At 70.1% G+C, this 19,209-nt stretch carries 19 protein-coding genes and 2 tRNA genes; 7 read left to right on the plus strand and 14 right to left on the minus strand.

Translation table 11 applies throughout. The features are described from left to right. Positions 1-19: 19 nt before the first annotated feature. The 10 genes from AC5R91_RS19120 to AC5R91_RS19165 form a co-directional block, all read right to left on the minus strand. On the minus strand, positions 20-799 hold the full coding sequence (locus AC5R91_RS19120; protein ID WP_011601454.1) for an aspartate/glutamate racemase family protein: 780 nt from the start codon (positions 797-799) through the stop codon (positions 20-22). A gap of 83 nt (positions 800-882) precedes the next feature. Then, positions 883-1,638: an SDR family NAD(P)-dependent oxidoreductase gene (locus AC5R91_RS19125; protein ID WP_197537236.1), complete on the minus strand. Its 756-nt coding sequence runs from the start codon at positions 1,636-1,638 to the stop codon at positions 883-885. Continuing rightward, on the minus strand, positions 1,635-2,411 hold the full coding sequence (locus AC5R91_RS19130) for an enoyl-CoA hydratase/isomerase family protein (RefSeq protein WP_261567243.1): 777 nt from the start codon (positions 2,409-2,411) through the stop codon (positions 1,635-1,637). The genes AC5R91_RS19125 and AC5R91_RS19130 overlap by 4 nt, the downstream gene beginning before the upstream one ends. Before the next feature lie 34 nt (positions 2,412-2,445). Further along, positions 2,446-3,201, minus strand: coding sequence for an SDR family oxidoreductase (locus AC5R91_RS19135; RefSeq protein WP_251743498.1), 756 nt, complete (start codon positions 3,199-3,201; stop codon positions 2,446-2,448). After that, positions 3,198-3,653, minus strand: coding sequence for a Zn-ribbon domain-containing OB-fold protein (locus tag AC5R91_RS19140; RefSeq protein WP_261567244.1), 456 nt, complete (start codon positions 3,651-3,653; stop codon positions 3,198-3,200). The genes AC5R91_RS19135 and AC5R91_RS19140 overlap by 4 nt, the downstream gene beginning before the upstream one ends. Further along, a complete protein-coding gene (locus AC5R91_RS19145) occupies positions 3,653-4,816 on the minus strand; it encodes a thiolase family protein (protein ID WP_495392713.1) in 1,164 nt (387 codons plus the stop codon). The genes AC5R91_RS19140 and AC5R91_RS19145 overlap by 1 nt, the downstream gene beginning before the upstream one ends. Positions 4,817-4,856: 40 nt before the next feature. Next, on the minus strand, positions 4,857-6,572 hold the full coding sequence (locus AC5R91_RS19150; RefSeq protein WP_261575052.1) for an AMP-binding protein: 1,716 nt from the start codon (positions 6,570-6,572) through the stop codon (positions 4,857-4,859). Between the two features lie 397 nt (positions 6,573-6,969). Continuing rightward, the gene (locus AC5R91_RS19155) at positions 6,970-7,560 is read right to left on the minus strand and encodes a TetR/AcrR family transcriptional regulator (RefSeq protein ID WP_011601446.1); all 591 of its coding nucleotides are present in this window, start codon (positions 7,558-7,560) and stop codon (positions 6,970-6,972) included. After that, entirely contained in the window at positions 7,557-8,051 is a 495-nt protein-coding gene (locus AC5R91_RS19160; protein ID WP_495392714.1) for a nuclear transport factor 2 family protein, read from the minus strand. Before AC5R91_RS19160 ends, AC5R91_RS19155 begins: the two co-directional genes overlap by 4 nt. Next, a complete protein-coding gene (locus AC5R91_RS19165) occupies positions 8,051-9,199 on the minus strand; it encodes an NADH:flavin oxidoreductase/NADH oxidase (protein WP_011601444.1) in 1,149 nt (382 codons plus the stop codon). Before AC5R91_RS19165 ends, AC5R91_RS19160 begins: the two co-directional genes overlap by 1 nt. Positions 9,200-9,332: 133 nt before the next feature. On the opposite strand from AC5R91_RS19165, the gene AC5R91_RS19170 reads away from it, so the two are divergent. Beyond that, complete coding sequence (locus AC5R91_RS19170) at positions 9,333-9,923, plus strand: PaaI family thioesterase (RefSeq protein ID WP_261575054.1); 591 nt, start codon at positions 9,333-9,335, stop codon at positions 9,921-9,923. Between the two features lie 24 nt (positions 9,924-9,947). Here AC5R91_RS19170 and AC5R91_RS19175 read toward each other — a convergent pair whose 3' ends face one another. Together AC5R91_RS19175 and AC5R91_RS19180 are read right to left on the minus strand one after the other, a co-directional pair. Continuing rightward, positions 9,948-10,727, minus strand: a complete 780-nt coding sequence (locus AC5R91_RS19175) for an enoyl-CoA hydratase-related protein (RefSeq protein WP_495392715.1) — start codon at positions 10,725-10,727, stop codon at positions 9,948-9,950. A gap of 4 nt (positions 10,728-10,731) precedes the next feature. Further along, positions 10,732-11,724, minus strand: coding sequence for an NADP-dependent oxidoreductase (locus AC5R91_RS19180; protein WP_495392716.1), 993 nt, complete (start codon positions 11,722-11,724; stop codon positions 10,732-10,734). 62 nt (positions 11,725-11,786) lie between these two features. Between AC5R91_RS19180 and AC5R91_RS19185 the strand changes: the two genes are divergently transcribed. Further along, positions 11,787-11,930, plus strand: coding sequence for a hypothetical protein (locus AC5R91_RS19185; protein ID WP_495392717.1), 144 nt, complete (start codon positions 11,787-11,789; stop codon positions 11,928-11,930). A gap of 128 nt (positions 11,931-12,058) precedes the next feature. Further along, positions 12,059-12,202 (plus strand): hypothetical protein, encoded by a 144-nt coding sequence (locus tag AC5R91_RS19190; protein ID WP_495392718.1) that lies wholly within the window; start codon positions 12,059-12,061, stop codon positions 12,200-12,202. Positions 12,203-12,940: 738 nt separating this feature from the next. Here AC5R91_RS19190 and AC5R91_RS19195 read toward each other — a convergent pair. Further along, a tRNA-Phe gene (locus tag AC5R91_RS19195) sits at positions 12,941-13,014 on the minus strand. A 51-nt stretch (positions 13,015-13,065) separates the two neighbouring features. Further along, positions 13,066-13,140: transfer RNA gene (locus AC5R91_RS19200), tRNA-Asp, on the minus strand. A 640-nt stretch (positions 13,141-13,780) separates the two neighbouring features. Here AC5R91_RS19200 and AC5R91_RS19205 point away from each other — a divergent pair. From AC5R91_RS19205 to AC5R91_RS19220, 4 genes are all read left to right on the plus strand, one after another. Further along, the gene (locus AC5R91_RS19205) at positions 13,781-15,535 is read left to right on the plus strand and encodes a FadR/GntR family transcriptional regulator (RefSeq protein ID WP_495392719.1); all 1,755 of its coding nucleotides are present in this window, start codon (positions 13,781-13,783) and stop codon (positions 15,533-15,535) included. A gap of 301 nt (positions 15,536-15,836) precedes the next feature. Next, the gene (locus tag AC5R91_RS19210; protein WP_495392720.1) at positions 15,837-17,348 is read left to right on the plus strand and encodes an MFS transporter; all 1,512 of its coding nucleotides are present in this window, start codon (positions 15,837-15,839) and stop codon (positions 17,346-17,348) included. Positions 17,349-17,568: 220 nt separating this feature from the next. Further along, complete coding sequence (locus AC5R91_RS19215) at positions 17,569-18,129, plus strand: TetR/AcrR family transcriptional regulator (RefSeq protein ID WP_495392721.1); 561 nt, start codon at positions 17,569-17,571, stop codon at positions 18,127-18,129. A gap of 230 nt (positions 18,130-18,359) precedes the next feature. Then, a complete protein-coding gene (locus tag AC5R91_RS19220; RefSeq protein WP_495392722.1) occupies positions 18,360-19,181 on the plus strand; it encodes a histidine phosphatase family protein in 822 nt (273 codons plus the stop codon). Positions 19,182-19,209: the final 28 nt, after the last annotated feature.

The raw sequence follows: 19,209 nt of genomic DNA on the forward strand, positions 1-19,209 counted from the left end.
CCTCTGGTTGAACCCGCGCTCAGAGCCCGAACAGGGCGCGGACGCGATCGGTGTCGGCCTCGGCGAGCCGCTGGGTGTAGCCCGTGCGACTGGTCGGGGGAAGGCCGCCCTTCTGGGTCAGCTCGACGCGCAGCTCGAGTGTCTTGAGCCCGACGCTGAGGGTCTCGAAGACCGGGATTCCGCCGTCGATGCTGTGCAGACCCGCGGCCGCCGCCATCGTGCTCAGACCGGCCGAGCCGATGACGATGGCACCGGCGCCCCGGTCGACGAGCTTCCCGGCCTGGCGGCGAATGTCCTCCACCACGAAGTCCGGATTGCCGAAGCCTTCGGTGAACGCCTTCGCCGACGGCGTCTCGATCCGTTCGACGCCGACGCACCGGTCAAGCAGACCGTTGCGGGCGATCAGGCTGTGACAGGTCTCCGCCCAGGCGCGGTCCTCGACCGTCACCACGCCGAACCGGTAGGCGTAGGAGCTCGCGAGATGGAGCGTCGCCTCCCAGGGGCCGACGACCGGGATGTCGACCAGGGTGCGCGCCTCGGTGATGCCCGGGTCCCCGCTGCACGCGACCATCGCGCCGTCGACCCCGCTGCGACCGGCATCCAGGATGTTGTGGATCACGTCGACGGCGTTCAGCAGGTACGGGTAGCCGAAGACGGTGTCGGAGGCGCGCCTGAGCCTGGCCCAGCGATGAACGATCTCGGTCTCCGGACGCTTCACGCGGTTGAAGACCTCGGTGACCATCTCGGTGTACGGCTCGGATCCACGCTCGGCGTTGATGTGTACGACGGCAAGTCGCATCTCGCATCTCCCTGAAATAAAATCAAGCGCCCGTTCGATATTGTGGGGAACACAGGTCCCGGGGTCAAGAGCCGTGCACCAGCTCAGCGCAGGGCGCCGACCGAAAGCCCGCCGCAGACCGTCAGGGTCTGCCCCGTGATGTAGGCCGACTCGGGCGAGACCAGGAAGGAGACGGCCGCCGCGATCTCCTCGGGGTGGCCCGCCCGGCCCACCGGGATCTGGGCCACCTGGGCCGCCTGGAACTCCGCCGGCGTGCCGAGGAACATTCCGGTGGCGATCACGCCGGGCTCGATGCAGTTGACCGTGACCCCGTGGCGGGCCAGCTCGACCGCGGCCGACCGGGTCAGGCCTTCGATCCCGCCCTTGGCCGAGCTGTAGCTGATCCCGGCGACGACCCCACGCGCCGCCACCGAGCTCGTGTTCACGATCCGGCCGAAGCCCGCGGCCTTCATCCCGGGCCCGAAGGCACGCACCGTGTGCATCGTCGCGAACAGGTGCGTCCGCAGCACGAGCTCGAAGTCGGCGTCGGACAGCTTGGACAGGACCGAGTTACGCACCGCACCGGCCAGGTTCACGAGCGCGGCCACCGGTCGGCCGAACGCCGCCGCAGCCTCGTCCCTGAGCTCGTCGACCCGCGCCGGGTCGCTGATGTCAGCGACCGCCACGACGGCCCGGCCGCCGACCGAGGTGATGGACTCCGCCACCGCCCGCGCACCCTCCGGGACGATGTCGACGACCACCACGCTCCAGCCGTCGTCGGCCAGGCGCCGGGACACCGCAGCGCCGAGACCTCCACCGCCCCCCGTGACGACGGCGACGTCCCCGTCCACAGTCCTCACCGTCGCTCGTACGCGGGAGCGCGGCGCTCGAGGAAGGCGGCGATGCCCTCACGGTGGTCGGCGGTCTCGAACAGAGCGGCAAAGATCTCAACCTCGCGTCGATGTCCCTCGTCGAGCGAGTGCCGCAGGCGGTAGTTGGCCGACCGCTTCGCCGCTTCGACGGCCAACGGCCCCGCGGAGTTGATCCGGGCGGCGACGTCGAGCGCGGCCTCGACGGCCTTCCCTGCGTCGCACACCTGGTCGACGAGGCCGATCCGCGCAGCCTCGGTGGCCGTCAACCGGTCGCCGGTGAACAGCAGCCGCTTCGCCGTGCCGACGGGAAGGGCTGAAAACAGCATCTGCGTTCCACCCGCGCCGGGGATCAGGCCGAGTTGCACCTCGGTGACACCGATCTTCGCCTGCTCGTCGGCAATGGCGAAGTCACAGGACAGCAGGAGCTCCAGACCGCCCCCGAGGGCGTGCCCGTTGACCGCCGCGATCACCGGGACCCGAAGATCGAACAGGGCGTTCTGCATGCGCTGCACCCGCAGTGCCATGTCGGCCGCGCCCCGGCGGTCGATCTCGGTGAAGTACCGGATGTCGCCACCGGCAACGAAACACCGTCCCGCCCCGGTCAGAATCATCGACCGGGCCGTGGTGTCCTCCTCGACCTCGCGCGCCGCTCGCTCGATGTCCGCCGCGACGTCGGGATGGAGGGCGTTCACCGGCGGGTTGTCGATGGTGACGACACGCGTGGCGCCGACCCGCTCGAACCGGACATGCTGGTAGCTCATCAGGAGCCTCTTTCCGCACAGAGAGGGCGCCGGGTCAGACCATCCGACGGACGACGGACATGGGCAGGACCTTCAGGCCGGCGGCGAACGCCGTCCAGGGCCAGCGCGGCACGCAGGCGTCACGGACCTCTCGCTGGATGGCGTCGACCATCGCCGTGCAGCCGACGTCCGCGTCCATCAGCAGCGGGTGGCGTCGCCCGGACCTGCTCTGCATCTCCGAGTCGATGTAGCCCGGCCGGATCGTCGAGACCGTGATGGGAAGCCCCTTGGCCCGGACATCCCCGCGGATGCCCTCGGCGAGGTGGGTGAGTGCCACCTTCGAGGCGGCGTACACGTTCATCGGTCCGGGCATGCCTCGGGCGGCCACCACCGAGGAGATCACCACGAGCTGGCCGCGGCCCTGCCGGTACAGGATGCGCATGGCGGCCTCGCACTGGGCGATGCCGCCTACGAAGTTGGTCAGAGCGGTGTCGCGGTTGCCGCGCAGGTGCCCCGCCCCGACCGCCGAGCCCTTCCCCAGCCCGGCGTTGACGATGATCCGGTCCAGGTGCCCGAGGTGCTGCGCCGCGGCTTCGAACGCCTCGAAGACGGCGTCGTGGTCGTTGACGTCCAGGGCGTAGGTCGCGACGGTCCGGCCCGGGTGCTCCGTCACGACGGCGGTACGGAGCTCGTTCAGCCGGTCGAGGCGGCGAGCCGTGATCGCGAGGTCAGCACCGCGCGCGGCGAAGATCCGCGCCATGCCGGCGCCCAGGCCAGCGCTGGCCCCGGTGATGAGCACGCTCTCACTCATGACAGCTTGCCCGCCCGGGTGAAGACCGGGACGACACGGCCGGCCCGCTCGGCGAAGTCCAGCTCCAGGCGGTCCCCGATGGCCAGGCCCTCGACGTCACCCACGACGTTGGACATCATGATCGGCCCCTCGTCGAAGCGGACCAGGGCCACGACGTACGGTGCGTAGTCGGCGAACGGGCCGCTGCCGCGGTGCACCACGCTGAAGGACTCGAGGACCGCGCCGCCAGCCGGCCGACGCCACTCGAGCTCCGAGGTGGGAGCCCAGCAGTGCGAGCAGAGGCTACGCGGGTAGAACTGCCAGGCGTCGCAGGCCGTGCAGTGCTGGAGCCAGAACTCCCGGCGCGAGCAGCCGTCCCAGAAGGTGGCCTCCACGTCGCCGGACGGGTCGACCTTCCGCACCGCGTCGGCCCCCACCCCGTCGGCCCTCACCGCGTCGGCGCCGTCGTTCATCACGAACTCCCCAGGATCAGGAAACCATTGTTCGCCAGCCAGCTCCCCTGTCCGTGCACGAGCCCGAGCCCGGCGTCCCGCACCTGCCTCGGCCCCGCCTCACCGCGAAGCTGGGTGACCGCCTCGACGACCGAGTCGAGGGCGGCGCCCATGCCGGGATGGCGGAAGGCCAGCGTGCCGCCGTGGGTGTTCATCGGCAGGCGGCCACCGATCTCGATGGCACCGTCCTCGACGAAGGCGCCGCCCTCGCCCGGACCGCAGAATCCGATCGACTCCAGCAGGATCAGGGGCACGATCGTGGCCGGATCGTAGAACTGCACGAAGTCGACGTCCGTCAGCTCCGCGTCCGCCTGTCGCAGGGCGAGGTCCGCGGCCCGGCGGATGTGCGCGAAGTGGACCAGACTCGGCGCCTGGGACAGGCTCATGAACGCACTCGCCTCGCCGTACCCCAGCAGCGCCACCGAGCGGCGGTCGACCCGCTCGCGGGTCACGACGAAGCCCTGCGCCCCACCGGTGGAGATCAGGGCGAGCATCGACCGCGTCAGCGGCGTCGACACCAGGACGTCGTCGACGACGGATCGCACGGTCAGCTCGCCCGACACCTCGGTGTGTGGGTTGAGCAGGCCGTGCTTGCGGATGCTGACCGCGACCTGGGCGAGCTGCTCCATGCTGGTGCCGTAGTCGTGGACGTGCCGGGCGGCCATGAGCGCGAAAGCCGTCGGGATCAGCGGACCGAACGGTCGCTCGTAGCTGGCGTCGAAACTCTTCATATAGAGGTCGATCGCCCCCTCGAGGCCGAGCGTGGTGGCGAAGGTGTCGGCCGACAGCACGAGCACGTTGGTGGCGAGTCCGGCGCGAACGGCCGAACGGGCGAGGTGCAGGACGTCGGTGGCCGGCCGACCGCCGTAGGGGGCCATCGCCGTATAGGCGGCCCCGAGGCCCAGATACTCGGCGACCTCGGCGGGATTACGTTCGAACGGCTGCGGGATCGAGGAGGAGAGCACCAGACCATCGATGGCCGCTCGGTCGAGGCCCGCGTCGGCGACGGCATCGGCGGCGGCCGCGGCGAGCAGATTCAGGTACGCCGGGGCCGGCCGGCCGCGGCCGACGATCTCCTGAGCCGATCCGGAGATGTAGACCGGCGGGCCCTGGTTCGCACTCATCCGTCCGCCCACCGGCGGGCGCCTGGCAGCGAGCGGGCGGTCATGCCTGCTCCTCGCGCAGTACGTCGGCGAGTTCCCTGCGCAGCACGAACTTCTGGACCTTTCCTGAGGGCGTGCGAGGGAGCTGGTCCACCAGGACCAGACGCTGCGGCCAGAACGGCTTCGCCATGCCGGCCGCGTCGAGGAAGCGGGCGACGTTCTCCAGTGTGAGCGAGGAGCCGGACGGGCGCGGAACGACCATGGCGCAGACCCGCTCGCCGAGCCGCTCGTCGGGATAGGCGACGACCGCGACCTCCTGGACCTCCGGGTGCTTGTAGAGCGCACTCTCGATCTCGACCGCGGAGATGTTCTGGCCACCTCGAATGATGATGTCCTTGCTTCTCCCCGCGATCCGGATCGCGCCGTCCGGAAGGACCTTGCCGAGGTCTCCGGTGTCGTACCACCCATCCGCGGTGAACGCATCCAGGGTGAGATCCTCCCGGCCGAAATAGCCGGCGAACACCCCGGGCCCGCGTACCTGCAGATTGCCGATCGTCCCCGCGGGAACCGGCGCCAGGTCGTCGTCCACCACCCGGGTCTCCTGCCAGGGCACCGGGTAGCCGTCGCTCGCGTCGAGCACGTCCAGCGCGGCACCAAGATGGTGGATGCTGGCGATCCCGGTCTCGGAGCACCCCCACAGGGGGACCAGGCTCGTCGAGAAGATCTGGTCCATGTCGACCGCGACGCCGGGCGGGATCGAGGCACCGCCGCAGGCGAAGGCCCGAAGTTTGCTGGCGAGCGGCCGGGGGCGGTGCTTCTGCGCGTCGACCATGTCAAGTGCGAAGGTGGTGGCCGAGAGCGTCCAGGTGAGCCCTTCGGTCTCCAGCAGGTCCAGCATCTGGTCGACGTCCCACTGGTCCTGGTAGACGACCTTCTGCCCCAGCGAGAGGGGGACGAGCATACCGTGGATGAATCCGGTCAGATGCCCCAGGGTCGATGCCATGAACGCAATGTCGTCGGACTTCAGATCCAGGGCGTTCACAATGACGTTGCGATAGCCGGACCATGCGGTGTTGAAGGTGTGCAGGGCCGCCTTGGGCTTGCCTGTCGTGCCGGAGGTGAATACCAGCATCGCGAGGTCGTCGGCTCCCGGACGCAGCGAATCGAGTGTCGCGCCGAGAGCCGGATCTAACTCCCGCCGAGGCTCAATAAACTGGCGCGTGAAGTGCAGTTCGCTGCTGACGGCATCGTCGGCGTTGATGAAGTACACGTGCTCCAGCGACGCGATCTCGCGGTGGAGACGAGCCCCCATCTCCGCGAAGTCGTATCCGCGGAAGTGCTGGGGCGCGACATACACCGCGCTCCCCGCCTCCTCGAGCATGTGCCGCACCTCGTGCTCCCGATAGATGATCGGGATCGGGTTGGGAACCGCACCGACGCGCATGGTGGCGAGCGCCAGTGCCGGGCCTTCCCAGCCGTTCGCGACCTGGATCGACACCACCTTCCCCGGGCCGGTGCCGATGTCAAGTAACGCCGCGGCGAACCGGTCGACATAGGCACGCAGCTGGCCATAGGTCACGGTCTCCGGCAGCAGGCGGCCCTTGGCGTAGGAGACGACGGCGGCCTTGTCCGGAGTGCTGTCGGCATGATCGAGAAAGTCGTCCAGGAAGGTCCGATGACGCCACTGTCCCTCAGCCCGGAAACGCTGGACCTCGGCCGGATCGAACAAACGCATCCCCGCGGCCAGCCGGGTTCCCTTGAGCTGCTTGCGCTCCATCGCCGTCTCCTTGATCGTGCGGCGCCTGTGGTCGGTCTCACTATTCGAGCGAACGCTTGATTCATTACACTACTGTCACTCGCCACGCGTGGTCAACGGGGACGGCGGACGCCGGTGCGGCCGATCCGGCGCTGGGGCCAGCGCGGGGACGCGCTCCAGCCGCCCGCGCCCGAGCGGCGCCCGCGGCTGTTGAGGTACCGAAGGTGATCGCGCTGACCAGGTGGCTGGTGTTGGAAGCGGCCGGTGCGTCTCCGCGACCGCCCTGGCGCGCGATCAGAGACCAGCCCGGACAACTACCGGGTGGTCAGGACGACGAATGTGTCGGTAACGCCGGTGCTTCGACCTCGAGATGCGCGCCGGGGCTACGCCGCACACCGTCGGCGGCGCGTCAGCCAGCTCATTTCAGGCCGACCATGCGGCGCGTCAGTTCAAGGAAGTCCATGGTCAGCACTTCGAGCCCGAAGGGGCCGGCAGGGTCATACCAGCTGGAAATCGCGGTCAGCGAGGACAGGATGGCGTTCCGCGTGATCCGAGGGTGGGTGAGATCGAAGATCCCGGCAGCAGCGCCGTCCTGAAGGATCTCGGCGAGGATCAGATCGAACCGATCCCGCCGTTGCAGGTAAGACTCCTGTCGATCATGCGTGAGCGACCGGACCTCGATGCTCGCGATGAATGTCTCCTCACGTCGGACGACGTGCCACCGGACGAGGGTGCGAACGTAGGCCTCGAGTCGAGAGACGGGCTCCGTCAGGCCTTCGAGGTTCTGCTCGAGGTCCAGGAGGATCTCGTCGAGCAGGTCGACCAGGAGACGGTGCAGAAAATCTTCCTTGCTGGAGAAGTAGTAGTACAGCGACCCCGGCTTGAGACCGGCCGCCTCAGCGAGCTGTCGCGTGTTCATAGCTTCAAAGCCGTGGCGGTACAGCAGACTCACACCAGCGGCACGCACCCGCTTCCAGGTCTCGTCACGGTTGGACCCTGCGATTCTCACGGGTCTGCCTTCCTCCCCATCCCTTGCGATGCCGGGTGCCGGACGGCCACCTCGATTCCATCCGTGACCAGCCACCTGCGCACGATACGACGAAGAATCTTCCATTCACCGTCGACGAGCCGGTATTCGTCATCGTACGTGGCCGCCACGAGGCTCGGCCGGTCGTCATGGTCGACGCAGATCGCAAAGGAGTCGCTGACCCCGGTCGCCGAGTCGGGGCCCGACCGGGTCACCACCTGGTTCGTGGTCCAGTGGTGCGTCGAGGCGTACGCCGCGCGCACGAAGTCCAGAGCGGTGGCGAGCTCGGTGTGACCGGAGAAGCGCCCGGATCGCCGGCCGATGACGTACTCGCCTCGGCTGTGCCAAATCGACAGGAACGTCTCCTGGTCAGCCCGGTCGACGCTGTGACAGTAACGGGCGCCGAGTTCGACGCACTTCGCCCGCACCCAGAGCTCCTCCAGCCGGTCGACCGACTCCTCCGGACTACTCATCACCGCCCACCCGCCGGCCGCTCACCACGCGCGAGACGGTCCAACTGCCGTTGCCGCTTGGCCAGCCAGGATCTGCTCTGGATCGGCAGGAGGTCGAAGCGATCGGCGAAATCGTACTGGCCGAGCTGTTCGCGCGCGTGCACCGGCCAGCTGGGATTCGCGAGCGCCTCACGGCCGAGTGCGACGAGGTCGGCGTGCCCGTCCCGCACGATGGCGTCCGCCTGCGCTGGTTCGGTCACCAGACCCACCGCGACCGTCGGCACGCCGGCGCGGGCCCGTATCTCGCCGGCCCAACCGACCTGGTAGCCGGGTCGGATCCCGTGGGTGTAACTGCCTCCGTAGCCTCCCGAGGAGCAGTCGACCGCGTCAACCCCGAGTGCCCTCAGGCGCCGGGCGAACTCGACGGTCTGCTCGATGTCGATGCCGTCGGTGCCGTTGTCGACGGCTGCGACGCGGACCAGCAACGGCTTGCCGTCCGGCCAGGCGGCCCGCACGGCGTCGACGACCTGAAGAGGGAACCGCATCCGACCCTCGAGGGAGCCGCCGTAGTTGTCTTCACGCGTGTTGCTCAGTGGCGAGAGGAAGGAGTGCAAGAGATACCCGTGGGCCATATGCAGCTCGATGGCGTCCGCACCGACCCGGTGCGCACGCTCGGCGGCGGAGCGCCAGAGATCGAGCTGCGCCGCGAGCTCCTCGGACCGCAGCGCCACGGGGCGCTGCCACCCCTCGAGGTACGGCGCGTCCGTAACCGACCGAATCTCCCACCGGCCCGACGCCGGCCGGTCCGGCTCCGACGCCCAGGGCGGGAGCGTAGCCGCCTTCGGGCCGGCGTGGGCGAGCTGGATCCCGAAGCGCGCGCCCGCCCCGCGCACACAGTCGGCGATCCGGCGCAACGGGTCGATCTGGTCGTCGCTCCATAGTCCGAGGTCACCGTAGGTCAGCCGCCCATCAGCGGTTACCGCGGTGGCCTCGGCCATGACGAGACCGAATCCACCCAGCGCGAACCGCCCCAGGTGGACCAGGTGGTAGTCGTTCGCGAGCCCGTCGGTGGCGGAGTACTGACACATCGGAGAGAGGACCGTGCGGTTGCGCAGGGTGACCTCGCGCAAGGTGAACTCGTCGAAGAGTCGTGCCCCGGTATGGCTCATCGGACATCCCTCCGGGCTAGATTCGATCGAGCGCTCGTTAGGTACCGTAGGCCACGTCCAGATGTCGCGTCAATAGATCAGCACATGTCGTTCAGCCCACCAACCGTTCTTTGTGACGGAAAGGATTCATGCCATGGTCGCAAGCGTCCCGACCGCGCTCGAGCGCAGGACCTACCGAAACGCCGTCGACGCCGCGGTTCGCATACTCGATCGACTTGCGGTGATCGAGCCCGACGCCGACACGCTGAGAAAATGCGAGAGAGCCCTGACGCAGGTGGAGGATGCCCTGCGATCGCTGCCAACTCTGCCTGAGGACGTGGAAGCACCCGCGCATGCGCCCGGAAACCCTCGCTTCAACCCCGCGGAGCGCGGTCTCGTCCCGGCATTCGCCATCGACGCCGGGGATACTGGGCAGCTGGTCGGACGCGTTCAGTTCAGCCCTCGGTTCGGCGGCACCGCATCCGTTCACGGCGGTGCGCTCAGCCTCTTCTTCGACGACGCGCTCGGAATGGTCGCCAACGGATCCGTGACCGGCGGCGTAGCCCGCACCGCCTTCCTCCGAATCGACTACCGGAGCTTGGCTCCGTTGGATGTCGAGCTCCGCTGCCGGGTCTGGATCGAGGCCGTGGATGGCCGCAAGCGCTTCATCCGCGGCGAACTGTGCCACGGCGACAGGCTGGTCGCCGAGGCGGAAGGCCTGTGGGTCGCCCCGCGTACGCGCTGATCTCAGCCGACCGGGGCAACAACATCACGCAGAGTAGTTCGGGATCCGTTGTTCGAGCGTGGCCCGGCGCGCCTCCACCGAATCAGGATGACCCGAAAGCTCCCGGGTGAGGCCCTGTTCAAAGGTGTAGCCGGGCTGAAGATCCAGGAGCTCGATGGCGTTCAAGCTGCGCTTGGCCATCCGGATCGCGGCCAAGCTGTGCCGGACGACGCGGCCTGCGTGCTCTCGAGCCCGAGCGACCACCGCGTCCGGTGTGGTCACCGCGAGGACGGCACCCAACGCCTCGAGCCGGCGCACATCGATCGGCTCTCCGGTCAGATACATCCAGCGCAGAATCGGCTCGGGCACCAGGCGGGCGAGGTGACGGGCGCCCCCCATGATTCCGACGCCGATCTCCGGAGTGCAGAACCGCGCATTGTCGGCGGCAACCACGAAGTCGCACGAGGCGGCGATCGCGAGGCCGGTGCCCACCGCCGCGCCCTGTACCGCGCCGACCACGGCGACCGGGCAGTCCTGGATGGCAAAGAACGCGGCGCGGACCTCGGCCATTCTTTCGTCGGAGTTCTCCGGGGTCAGCGTTCCGAACTCGTGCAGATCATTACCCGCGCAGAAGTGACGACCCCGGCCGGCAAGCACGATGGCCTTCGTGCTGGGGGCGTAGGTGTCGTGAGACGAGAAAAATGCCTCGATCTCACGATACATGGCCTGCGAGACCGAGTTTACCGGTGGACGCGCGAGCCAGACGGTGGTAATGGCGCCACTGATTTCAATCTCGATATGCTCGAACGCGTTCTCGAGAAGCATGCTGTCACCAGTCCTCACGGATGAGGACGACGTTTCGTTGACCATCCTGCTCGAACTCCCTGTGCGCGGCGTGAATGTTCTTCATGGGGAAGATGCTCGTCGTCTCGAGGGTGAGGACGGCCGCGCCCAAGAGCTCGACCAACTCCTCAAGATCGGCGCCGGACTCCTCGGTGACGAGGACGGTGCGGCGCTGCGACCGTCGCGCGAGCACGTCACGCGCGGGCGCACGGTCGGGGACAAGGCAGATGTAGAGGCCGCCGTCGACGAGAGCCGGGGAGAAGTCGGCTCCGGCCGCGTCGATGACCACGTCGACCGAACGGGTCGGCGGCTGGCCGACGTGTGGGGTGAACAGCTCATGGGTCGGCAACTGATCTGCCTGTTCCGGGCGGCGAACCAGTCCGTGGACCCGCGCACCCCGGTCAAGCAGCAGCTCGACGGCGAGACGACCGACGGAGCCGGCCGCCCCGCAGACGAGGACGGCCGTCCCCGGCCCCGGCTTCGCTCGCTGGACCGCCTGGTAGGCGGTGAGACCGGCGAGAGGGAGTCGGGCCAGCGAGAGCGGATCCATGTGCGCGGGCAGGCGCGCCACGGACGTCCGAGGCAGACAGACGCGCTCGGACCACGCGCCTACCCCCGTGAGCGCCACGGCCGACATGGCGAGTACCTGTGTGCCTGGGGCCAGGTCAATCACCTCCGCACCCGTTTCGACGACCGTCCCGGCGAGGTCGTATCCCAGGGTGAAGGGATAGGCCCCCCGCAGTGGCACGACAGCGCCGGTGCGGATCTTGACGTCGGCGGGGTTGATGGACGACGCGATCAACTCGATCTTCACCTCGTCCGGCCGCGGCGTCAGGTCCTCGACGGACCGCACGACCAGGGACGTGATCCCACCCGGCGCCTCCACCTGGACCGCGAGCATCTCCATCACCCTCCGCTTGCTGTGATAAATCGTGCGCTCGTTAGAATCTACCATCCACGTCGCCCTGATCGAGCTCACCGCCCACGTCCCTCTCACCCACCGCCGGCCGGGGCGTGCGGGCCGCGACCGCCCGGACGATGGTGGCCAGTGCGCAGGTCCCGCAGGTCCCGCAGGTCCCGGTGTTCCACACCGTCGACGTCACCGCGACCATGGAACTGCTCGACCAGCTCCGCGAGCTGCCGGAGTTCGCCGAGCTACGCTCTCCATGCGGCTACGGTGGGTGATCAGTCCAGGTAGATCGGGTCGTCGGGGTCGTCCGGGCCGTCCGGTGTTGTCAGCGCGACGAGATCAAAGAAGCCGCCGCCGTCGCGGAGCTCTGCGGCGAGTTCGGCCGGGTTCGTGGTAATCAGCGGTGTTCGAACGGCTGGAGATCGTCTACACGACGCTCTTCGAGCGGGCTTCCGCGCTCGCGCTGACGGTGCCCGAGGCGGAGCTGACGTACAAGTACCACTCGATCCAGGCGTTAGGTCCGGCCGAGATGCCGATCACCTGGTAGGAGCGCCGGCGGTCGCCACGTGAGCGCGAGTCCCGGCCCCCCGGCCAAAGAGATACACGCGAGGTCCGCTCCGCCATGCCTGACGGCTCGGTCTACTCACTGATCGCAACGTAGCCACCCCCGATGTTCCGCCCCGCGGACGGCTCGACGCCTCGCCCCTACCCGAACCTGGCTCTTCCCCCAATACTCAGGACCACAAGTCCCAAGGGACGACAGGCATGATCTGCGCACTTGATCGGCGGAAAGGGACGGTGAGCGAGTAGTTACCATTGATCGGTTCGTCGGGCCCTCGAGTCCGGCGCCTACGTGGCCCATCGCAGGCGCCGCCACGGGGAGAGCGCCGCGCGGACCGGCCGCCGCAAAAACGGACGGTCACCGTCCTCGATCTTGCTCATCATCGCAGGTCAGTGGCACTGCCGGCCGGACCGGCGAAGCTCCGCTGCCATACAGAGGCCATTCCGTGTGGCAACGTCCGCGGACGTTGGCGAACGGATGCCCCGGCTCCCGGAGCTCTACCGTGGCCTCCTACCAGCGCAAACGGCGCCGAGACGCCCTGGCGGCTGGTCGTCACGGAAGCGATCTTCGCAACCTTCCACCCCGGAAGCGGGCAGTCAGTTTCGCCGTCTTCCCAGGTCAGCCGGGGTTCGAGATGGGTCACCGCCGGGATTGCACGGTCTCGTTGCCACATAACGATCTAGAGTTGATCGAAAAATCCGGCATTTCCGCAGGTCAAAAGGGTGGGCAGGGGCGGGGTCGAACCGCCGACCTTCCGCTTTTCAGGCGGACGCTCGTACCGACTGAGCTACCTGCCCCGGTTTGTGCAGAATCGTAGGAGCCGAAACGAGTTTCCGGCCATACGAACGCGGTCCCGACGGGATTCGAACCCGCGACCTCCGCCTTGACAGGGCGGCGTGAACTCCAGACTTCACCACGGGACCATGCTCTTGCAGCGATCTTCAGTTGTCGTCCCGGCGGACCTCGAGGTGCTGTCCATCAGGATCTGGAAGTGATGCTACACGACGGCGGGCCGAGCGGAACCGGCGGGGGCGGTGGATTCTTGCCCAACGCTTCCGGCATCCGAGCACTCGCCGGGCGCTACCTGGGCACGACGCCCCGGGCGGGCACGACAGGGAGTCGCCGGACGCGAGCGATCGAGTGCTCCGGCCGGCGGGCACCACACGGACGGGTTCGCCGGGGCGCCCGTTCGGGCCATGGTCGGGCCGAGGAGGGCCACCAGGAGAGGCGAGGGTTGCCGTCTCCGCCGGGCGGCAGGCCGTCCACCGCCGCCGGGCCGATGACCCCGTGTCGGCTGTCCAACCGCAGGTGGACCCCTGGCGCCCCGGCCGCACGGGAGGTCGTGGGCACCCCCGTTCGGGCTACCCAAAGCGGCCGGCGCGTTCCGGAGGGCACTCCCGGGCGTGTCCCAGCACGCATATCCTTGGACATCCGAGCGTGTACGACGGCAGCCCGGGCGAGATGCCCGTTCCGCTCACCTGCCCCGCCGATTGGGGCCGGCCCGGTTCGGGCACCGCGCCATCCCGTCGCGTCATGCCACATCCCGGGAGGAGGCCGACGGCGATGCCCTCCACGGACAGGCTCGTGGAGTCGGCGCGCGGCCCGGCCATCAGTGTCAGGCATCCCCCACGGGGCGACGCCCGTGGCAAGCTCGCGGCGCAGGTCGCCTGGCGGATCGAGGACGACATCGTCCGCGCGGGCTGGCCGGTCGGCGCGGTCATCGGCTCCGAGCCGACGCTGATCGAGCGTTACAAGGTCAGTCGGGCGGTGTTCCGGGAGGCCGTGCGGATCGTCGAGCACCACCAGGTGGCGACGATGCGCCGGGGCCCGTCCGGCGGGCTCATCGTCCGCGCGCCGGACGAGGCGGCGGTGACGACCGCGCTCGGCGTCTACCTGGAGTACGTCGGCGTCACGATCGAGTCGATCCTGCGGGCGCGGTTCATCATGGAGTCGCTGGCCGCCACCCTCGCCCCGGCGCGGATCACCGAGGACGGCATCCGCACCCTGCGGGAGATCATCGGCCGGCGGGAGACCGCGGACCCGACCGAGTTCGGCTCCCACCATCAGCTACACCACGCGATCGCGGCGGCCACCGGCAACCCGGTGCTGGTGCTGTTTGTCGATGTGCTCAACTCGCTGACCTTCCGCTACGCCGCTCACCAGTACGCCACGACCCGCAGCAGCGCCTCGCCGGCGCGGCGCGCCCAGGTCGCCGAGGAGGTGCACCGCAACCACGCCGCGATCGCCGAGGCGGTGATCGGCGGCGACGCCGCCCGCGCCCAGCACCTCGCGGCGGTGCACCTGGAGGCCATGTACGAGTGGATGACCGCGCCGACCGCTGCCGACGGCTCGGACCGGGCCCGGCATGAGAGCACGGCCGCAGGCGGAGACACAGCCATGAACGAGGGCACGCCCGCGAGCGAGGGCACGACCGCCGGTGAGGGCACGACCGCCGGCGAGGGCACGGCCGCCGGCGAGGGCACAGTCGCCGGTGAGAGCACGACCGCCGGCGAGAGCACAGTCGCCGACGCGAACACAGTCGCGCGGGTGAGCGGGCCGCGGATCCGGCCCCGCGAAGCGGGTCTGGGGTCGGGCCCGGGCGGCACGATGCCGGCGGGCAAGCTCGCCGAGACGGTCGCGGGGCGCATCCGCGGGGACGTGGCCCGCGAGGGCGTTCCCGTGGGGGTGGTCATCGGTTCGGAGAGCGAGCTGCTGGCCCGCTACGGGGTGAGCCGCGCGGTGCTGCGCGAGGCCGTCCGGCTGCTCGAATACCACTCGGTGGCGCAGATGCGCCGCGGTCCCGGCGGCGGCCTGGTCGTCACCGAACCCGACCCGGCGGCGACCGTCGAGGCGACCGCCCTGTACCTGGAGTACAGCCAGGCCAGCGTCGACGACCTGCGGATCGTGCGCGACGCGCTGGAGCTGAGCTGCGTCGACATCCTCATCGAACGCCGCGGGCCGGAGCTCACCGCCCGGCTCGAGGCGCTGCTCGCCGCCGACGCCGACGAGGCGCCCGGTGGGGCCGCCTACGCCGGGCACCACCTGCACATGGAGCTGGCCCGGCTGACCGGCAACGAGGCGCTGGCGTCGTTCGTCCGGGTGCTGACGGCGATCTGGCGGCGGCACGTCGACGGTTCCCATCCCGCCCCCGCGGTCGGCGGCGGCGAACCGGCGCCCGGCGGCGGGTGCGCTCAGCCCGTGTGTGACGCCCGGACCGCGCACCGGGCGATCATCGACGCCGTCATCGCCGGCGACCGCGGGCTCGCCCGGCACCGGATGCGGCGTCACCTGGAAGCACTCAGCGACTGGTCGCGCTGAGCCACCCACGTTCAGTAGTCCCCACGCTCCGGGTTCGGCAGCGCTCCCCGTTCGCCCGCACTTCCCGGTTGCCCGCACTTCCCGGTTGCCCGCGCCCGGGCCCGGACGCCTCGGGCGCCGGCGGGACAACCCCGATGGTGCCGGGACTTTGTGACCGACGTTATGGGGCTCCTGGCGCGGCAACGCGAAACGGACCCGATGAGTCCACGTAGTATGTGGACTCACTGAGTCCGTTTTCCGCCCCTCTTCCGCCGGTGACGTCGACGCACCGGACCCGCAGGCGGAGCACCCAAGGAGCACCATGAGCGTGGTTGAACCGCGCCCGAAGCCCGGGCGCACCCTGACCGTCCTCCTGCTGGCCGCGATGTCGTTCGCCCTGGCGCAGACGACCGTGGCCCCGGCGATCCCGGACATGGCCCGCGAGCTCGACTCGTCCGTCAGCAGCGTCACCTGGACGATGAGCGGCTACCTGGTGGCCGCGGCCGTGCTGACGCCGATCATCGGCCGGCTCGGCGACATGTTCGGCAAACGGCGGATGCTGGTGGCGTCCCTGGCGATCTTCGCGCTCGGCGGGGTCATCGCGGCTATGGCGACCCAGCTCCCGCTGGTGATCGTCGGACGGATTCTGCAGGGCGCCGGCGGCGGCATCTTCCCGCTGTGCTTCGGCATCATCCGCGACGAGTTCCCGGTGGAGAAGCGCTCGGTGTCGATCGGGCTGATCTCCGCGGTCACCGGGCTCGGCGGCGGGCTCGGCCTCGTCCTCGGCGGGCTGTTCGTCGACCACGCCACCTACCACTGGATCTTCTGGAGCGGCGCGGCGATGGCCGCCCTGGCCGCCGTCGGTTCCCAGCTCCTGATCCCCGAGTCGCCCACCCGCGTCCCCGGCCGCATCGACGTGGTCGGCACTCTGCTGCTCGGCGTCGGCCTCGCGCTGCCGCTGCTGGCCATCAGCCAGGGCAAGAGCTGGGGCTGGACAAGCCCGACGACCCTCGGCATGATCATCGGCGGCGTCGTCGTGCTCGCCGGGCTGCTCGCCTTCGAGCGGCGCCAGGCCGAGCCGCTCATCGACGTGGCCATCCTCGCCCGGCGCTCGGTGCTCACCACCAACATCTCGACCCTGCTGGTCGGGTTCGGGATGTTCGGCGCCTTCCTGCTCATCCCCCAACTGGCCCAGACCCCGAAGGCCAGCGGCTACGGCTTCGGCGCGAGCGCCACGACCGCCGGCCTGCTGATGGTGCCCGGCGCCCTGATGATGCTGGTCACCGGCCCGCTGGCCACGGTCATCAGCCAGCGCTTCGGTGGCCGGGCGGCGCTGTTCACCGGCAGCCTGCTGGCCACGGTCGGCCTGGTCCTGCTCGCCGGCGTCCCCGGTTCCGAGGGCACGCTGATCGTGGAGTGCATAGTCCTGTTCGGCGGGATCGGGATGGTGTTCGCGGCCATCCCGAACCTCATCGTCGACGCCGTCCCCGCCGAGAAGACCGGCGAGGCCACCGGGGTGAACACCCTGCTGCGCTCCGTGGGCGCGTCGCTGGGCTCGCAGATCTGCGCCAGCATCCTCGTCTCCCAGGCCGACGCCACCGGGCTGCCGACCGCCGACGCCTACCAGACGGCGTTCGCGGTCTCGGCGCTCGTCGCCCTCGTCGCCGGCCTCGCCGCGCTCACCCTCCCCGGCCTGCGTCACCGCCGGCACGAGGCGCCGGCCACCGCCACCATCGCGGCCACCCCGCAGGTCGCGACGATCCCGACCCAGAGCGGCGCGACCGTCGACGCGACCCACGCAAACGCCGGCACACCCGCCGCCTCCGGCGGCTGACCGCGTCCACACCGTCGGTCGACTCCGCGCCGTCGGCCGATCCGCCTCGCACCGTCGGCTGACACCGCACCGTCGGCTGACGCCAGACCGTCGGTTGATCCGCCTTCCACCGGCGCCCGAGCACGCGCCTTTCGCAGCTGCCCGTCCGGGCCCGACCGCTTCCCGCGGCCGGGCCCGCTGCAAGGTGGTGTGCTCAAATGGTCCCGTGACGACGTCCGAGATGCGCAGGTCGGACGCGCGGCGTAACCATGAGCGGGTTGTCCGGGCCGCGGTCGAGGTGTTCTCGGAGCTCGGGCTGTCGGCGACCGTGCCGGACGTGGCCGCCCGAGCCGGTGTCGGCAAGGCGACCGTCTATCGTAACTTTCCCAGCCGCGACGAGCTGCTGACCGCCGTCGTCGAACGCCAGCTCCAGTGGTTCGACACGATCGCCACGACCGCGCTGCACGACCCCGACCCGGCGACCGGCTTCGAGACGCTGATCACGAGCTGGTTCGACCGGCTCGTCGCGAACAGGCTGGTCCAGGACGTGATGCGGTTACGGACCCTGGCCAGCGCGGAGATCCAGATCGATCGCATCACGACCCTCGTCGACCAGGTGGTCGTCCGTGCGCAGCGGGCCGGCGCGGTCCGCCTCGACGTCACCCCCGCCGACCTGCGCACGATGATGAGCGGCTGCGCCCAGCGCCTGGTCGAGACCGGTCAGCAGGACATCGACAGCCGGCTGCGGTTCACCCGCCTCATCCTCGACGCCTTCCGCCCGCCGGCCGCCCCCACCGCCTGATCCCGCCCCGGCCGCCTGATCCCGCCCCGGCCGGCCCTGCCCGGCTGGCCCCCGTTGACGCCCGCGCTCCGCAGCCGCGACGCGCGCTTCCTCCTCACCTTCCTTCCTTGCCAGGGTTTCGTGTCCGGGCCAGGTTCCGTGTCCGGTTCGTTCCGCTGAAAGGCGAGGGACAGTTGAAAGGCGAGGGACAGTGGACGGGGAGGCCGGACGCGGCGAGGCGGGGTTATGGGATGGTCGTCGTCGAGGTTCCGCCGGCCGCGGCGGGGAGCCGGCGCGTCCACGGGTCGGTCGTCGGCGGTCGCGGCGGCGACGAGGCGGGGGTGGGCGTGGGGGGTCTGGTCGCCGAACTGACGGCGGTCCGGCACGGGCAGAGCGTCGCGAACGTCGCCTTCCCGGCGGCGCGGGCGGCGGGGCGGCTCGACGCGGGCGTCTCGGGCCGGGACGCCGACGTCGAGCTGACGGCGCTGGGACGCGCGCAGGCCGCCGCGCTCGGCCGGGCGCTGGCCGCCGACCCGCCGATCATCCGGCCGCCCGAGATCGTCGTCTGCTCCCCCTACCTGCGGGCCCGCCGCACCTACGGGATCGCCGCCGAGGCGGCGGCCCGCGGGGGCCTGGCGCTGCCCGAGCCGGTGATCGACGACCGGCTGGTCGACCGGCTGATGGGCCGGTTCGAGCTGATGACCATGGCGGCGATCGAGACTCGTTTCCCCGCCGAGGCCGAGCGCCGCCGCGCCGCCGGCCAGTGGGACTACCGCCCGCCGGGCGGGGAGAACTTCCCCGACATCGCCCGCCGGCTGGGCTCGCTGCTGACCGATCTGCACCGCGACCACGCCGACCGGCGGGTCCTCATCGTCGCCCACGACGCCGTCGTGGTCATGCTGCGCCAGCTCGTCGAGGGGCTGTCCTACGACGAGCTGGGTCGGATCGCCGGGGCTGGCGGGATACGCAACGCCGGGATCACCCGTTTCACCCGCGACGGCGATCAGCTCACGCTCGCCGAGTTCAACACGGCGACGCACCTCGCGGGCGTGCGCGCGGACGGGGAGGGCTGACCTGCGGGGTGGGTGTGGCGGTGCCGGC

Source organism: Frankia sp. BMG5.60, assembly GCF_059428125.1.

Bases quoted from the DNA above. Each gene is read 5' to 3' on its own strand.
- AC5R91_RS19120 (WP_011601454.1), bottom strand. From the start codon at position 799: ATGCGACTTGCCGTCGTACACATCAACGCCGAGCGTGGATCCGAGCCG.
- AC5R91_RS19130 (WP_261567243.1), bottom strand. From the start codon at position 2,411: ATGAGCTACCAGCATGTCCGGTTCGAGCGGGTCGGCGCCACGCGTGTC.
- AC5R91_RS19135 (WP_251743498.1), bottom strand. From the start codon at position 3,201: ATGAGTGAGAGCGTGCTCATCACCGGGGCCAGCGCTGGCCTGGGCGCC.
- AC5R91_RS19140 (WP_261567244.1), bottom strand. From the start codon at position 3,653: ATGAACGACGGCGCCGACGCGGTGAGGGCCGACGGGGTGGGGGCCGAC.
- AC5R91_RS19145 (WP_495392713.1), bottom strand. From the start codon at position 4,816: ATGAGTGCGAACCAGGGCCCGCCGGTCTACATCTCCGGATCGGCTCAG.
- AC5R91_RS19150 (WP_261575052.1), bottom strand. From the start codon at position 6,572: ATGGAGCGCAAGCAGCTCAAGGGAACCCGGCTGGCCGCGGGGATGCGT.
- AC5R91_RS19160 (WP_495392714.1), bottom strand. From the start codon at position 8,051: ATGAGTAGTCCGGAGGAGTCGGTCGACCGGCTGGAGGAGCTCTGGGTG.
- AC5R91_RS19165 (WP_011601444.1), bottom strand. From the start codon at position 9,199: ATGAGCCATACCGGGGCACGACTCTTCGACGAGTTCACCTTGCGCGAG.
- AC5R91_RS19170 (WP_261575054.1), top strand. From the start codon at position 9,333: ATGGTCGCAAGCGTCCCGACCGCGCTCGAGCGCAGGACCTACCGAAAC.
- AC5R91_RS19175 (WP_495392715.1), bottom strand. From the start codon at position 10,727: ATGCTTCTCGAGAACGCGTTCGAGCATATCGAGATTGAAATCAGTGGC.
- AC5R91_RS19205 (WP_495392719.1), top strand. From the start codon at position 13,781: ATGCCCTCCACGGACAGGCTCGTGGAGTCGGCGCGCGGCCCGGCCATC.
- AC5R91_RS19210 (WP_495392720.1), top strand. From the start codon at position 15,837: ATGAGCGTGGTTGAACCGCGCCCGAAGCCCGGGCGCACCCTGACCGTC.
- AC5R91_RS19215 (WP_495392721.1), top strand. From the start codon at position 17,569: ATGCGCAGGTCGGACGCGCGGCGTAACCATGAGCGGGTTGTCCGGGCC.
- AC5R91_RS19220 (WP_495392722.1), top strand. From the start codon at position 18,360: ATGGTCGTCGTCGAGGTTCCGCCGGCCGCGGCGGGGAGCCGGCGCGTC.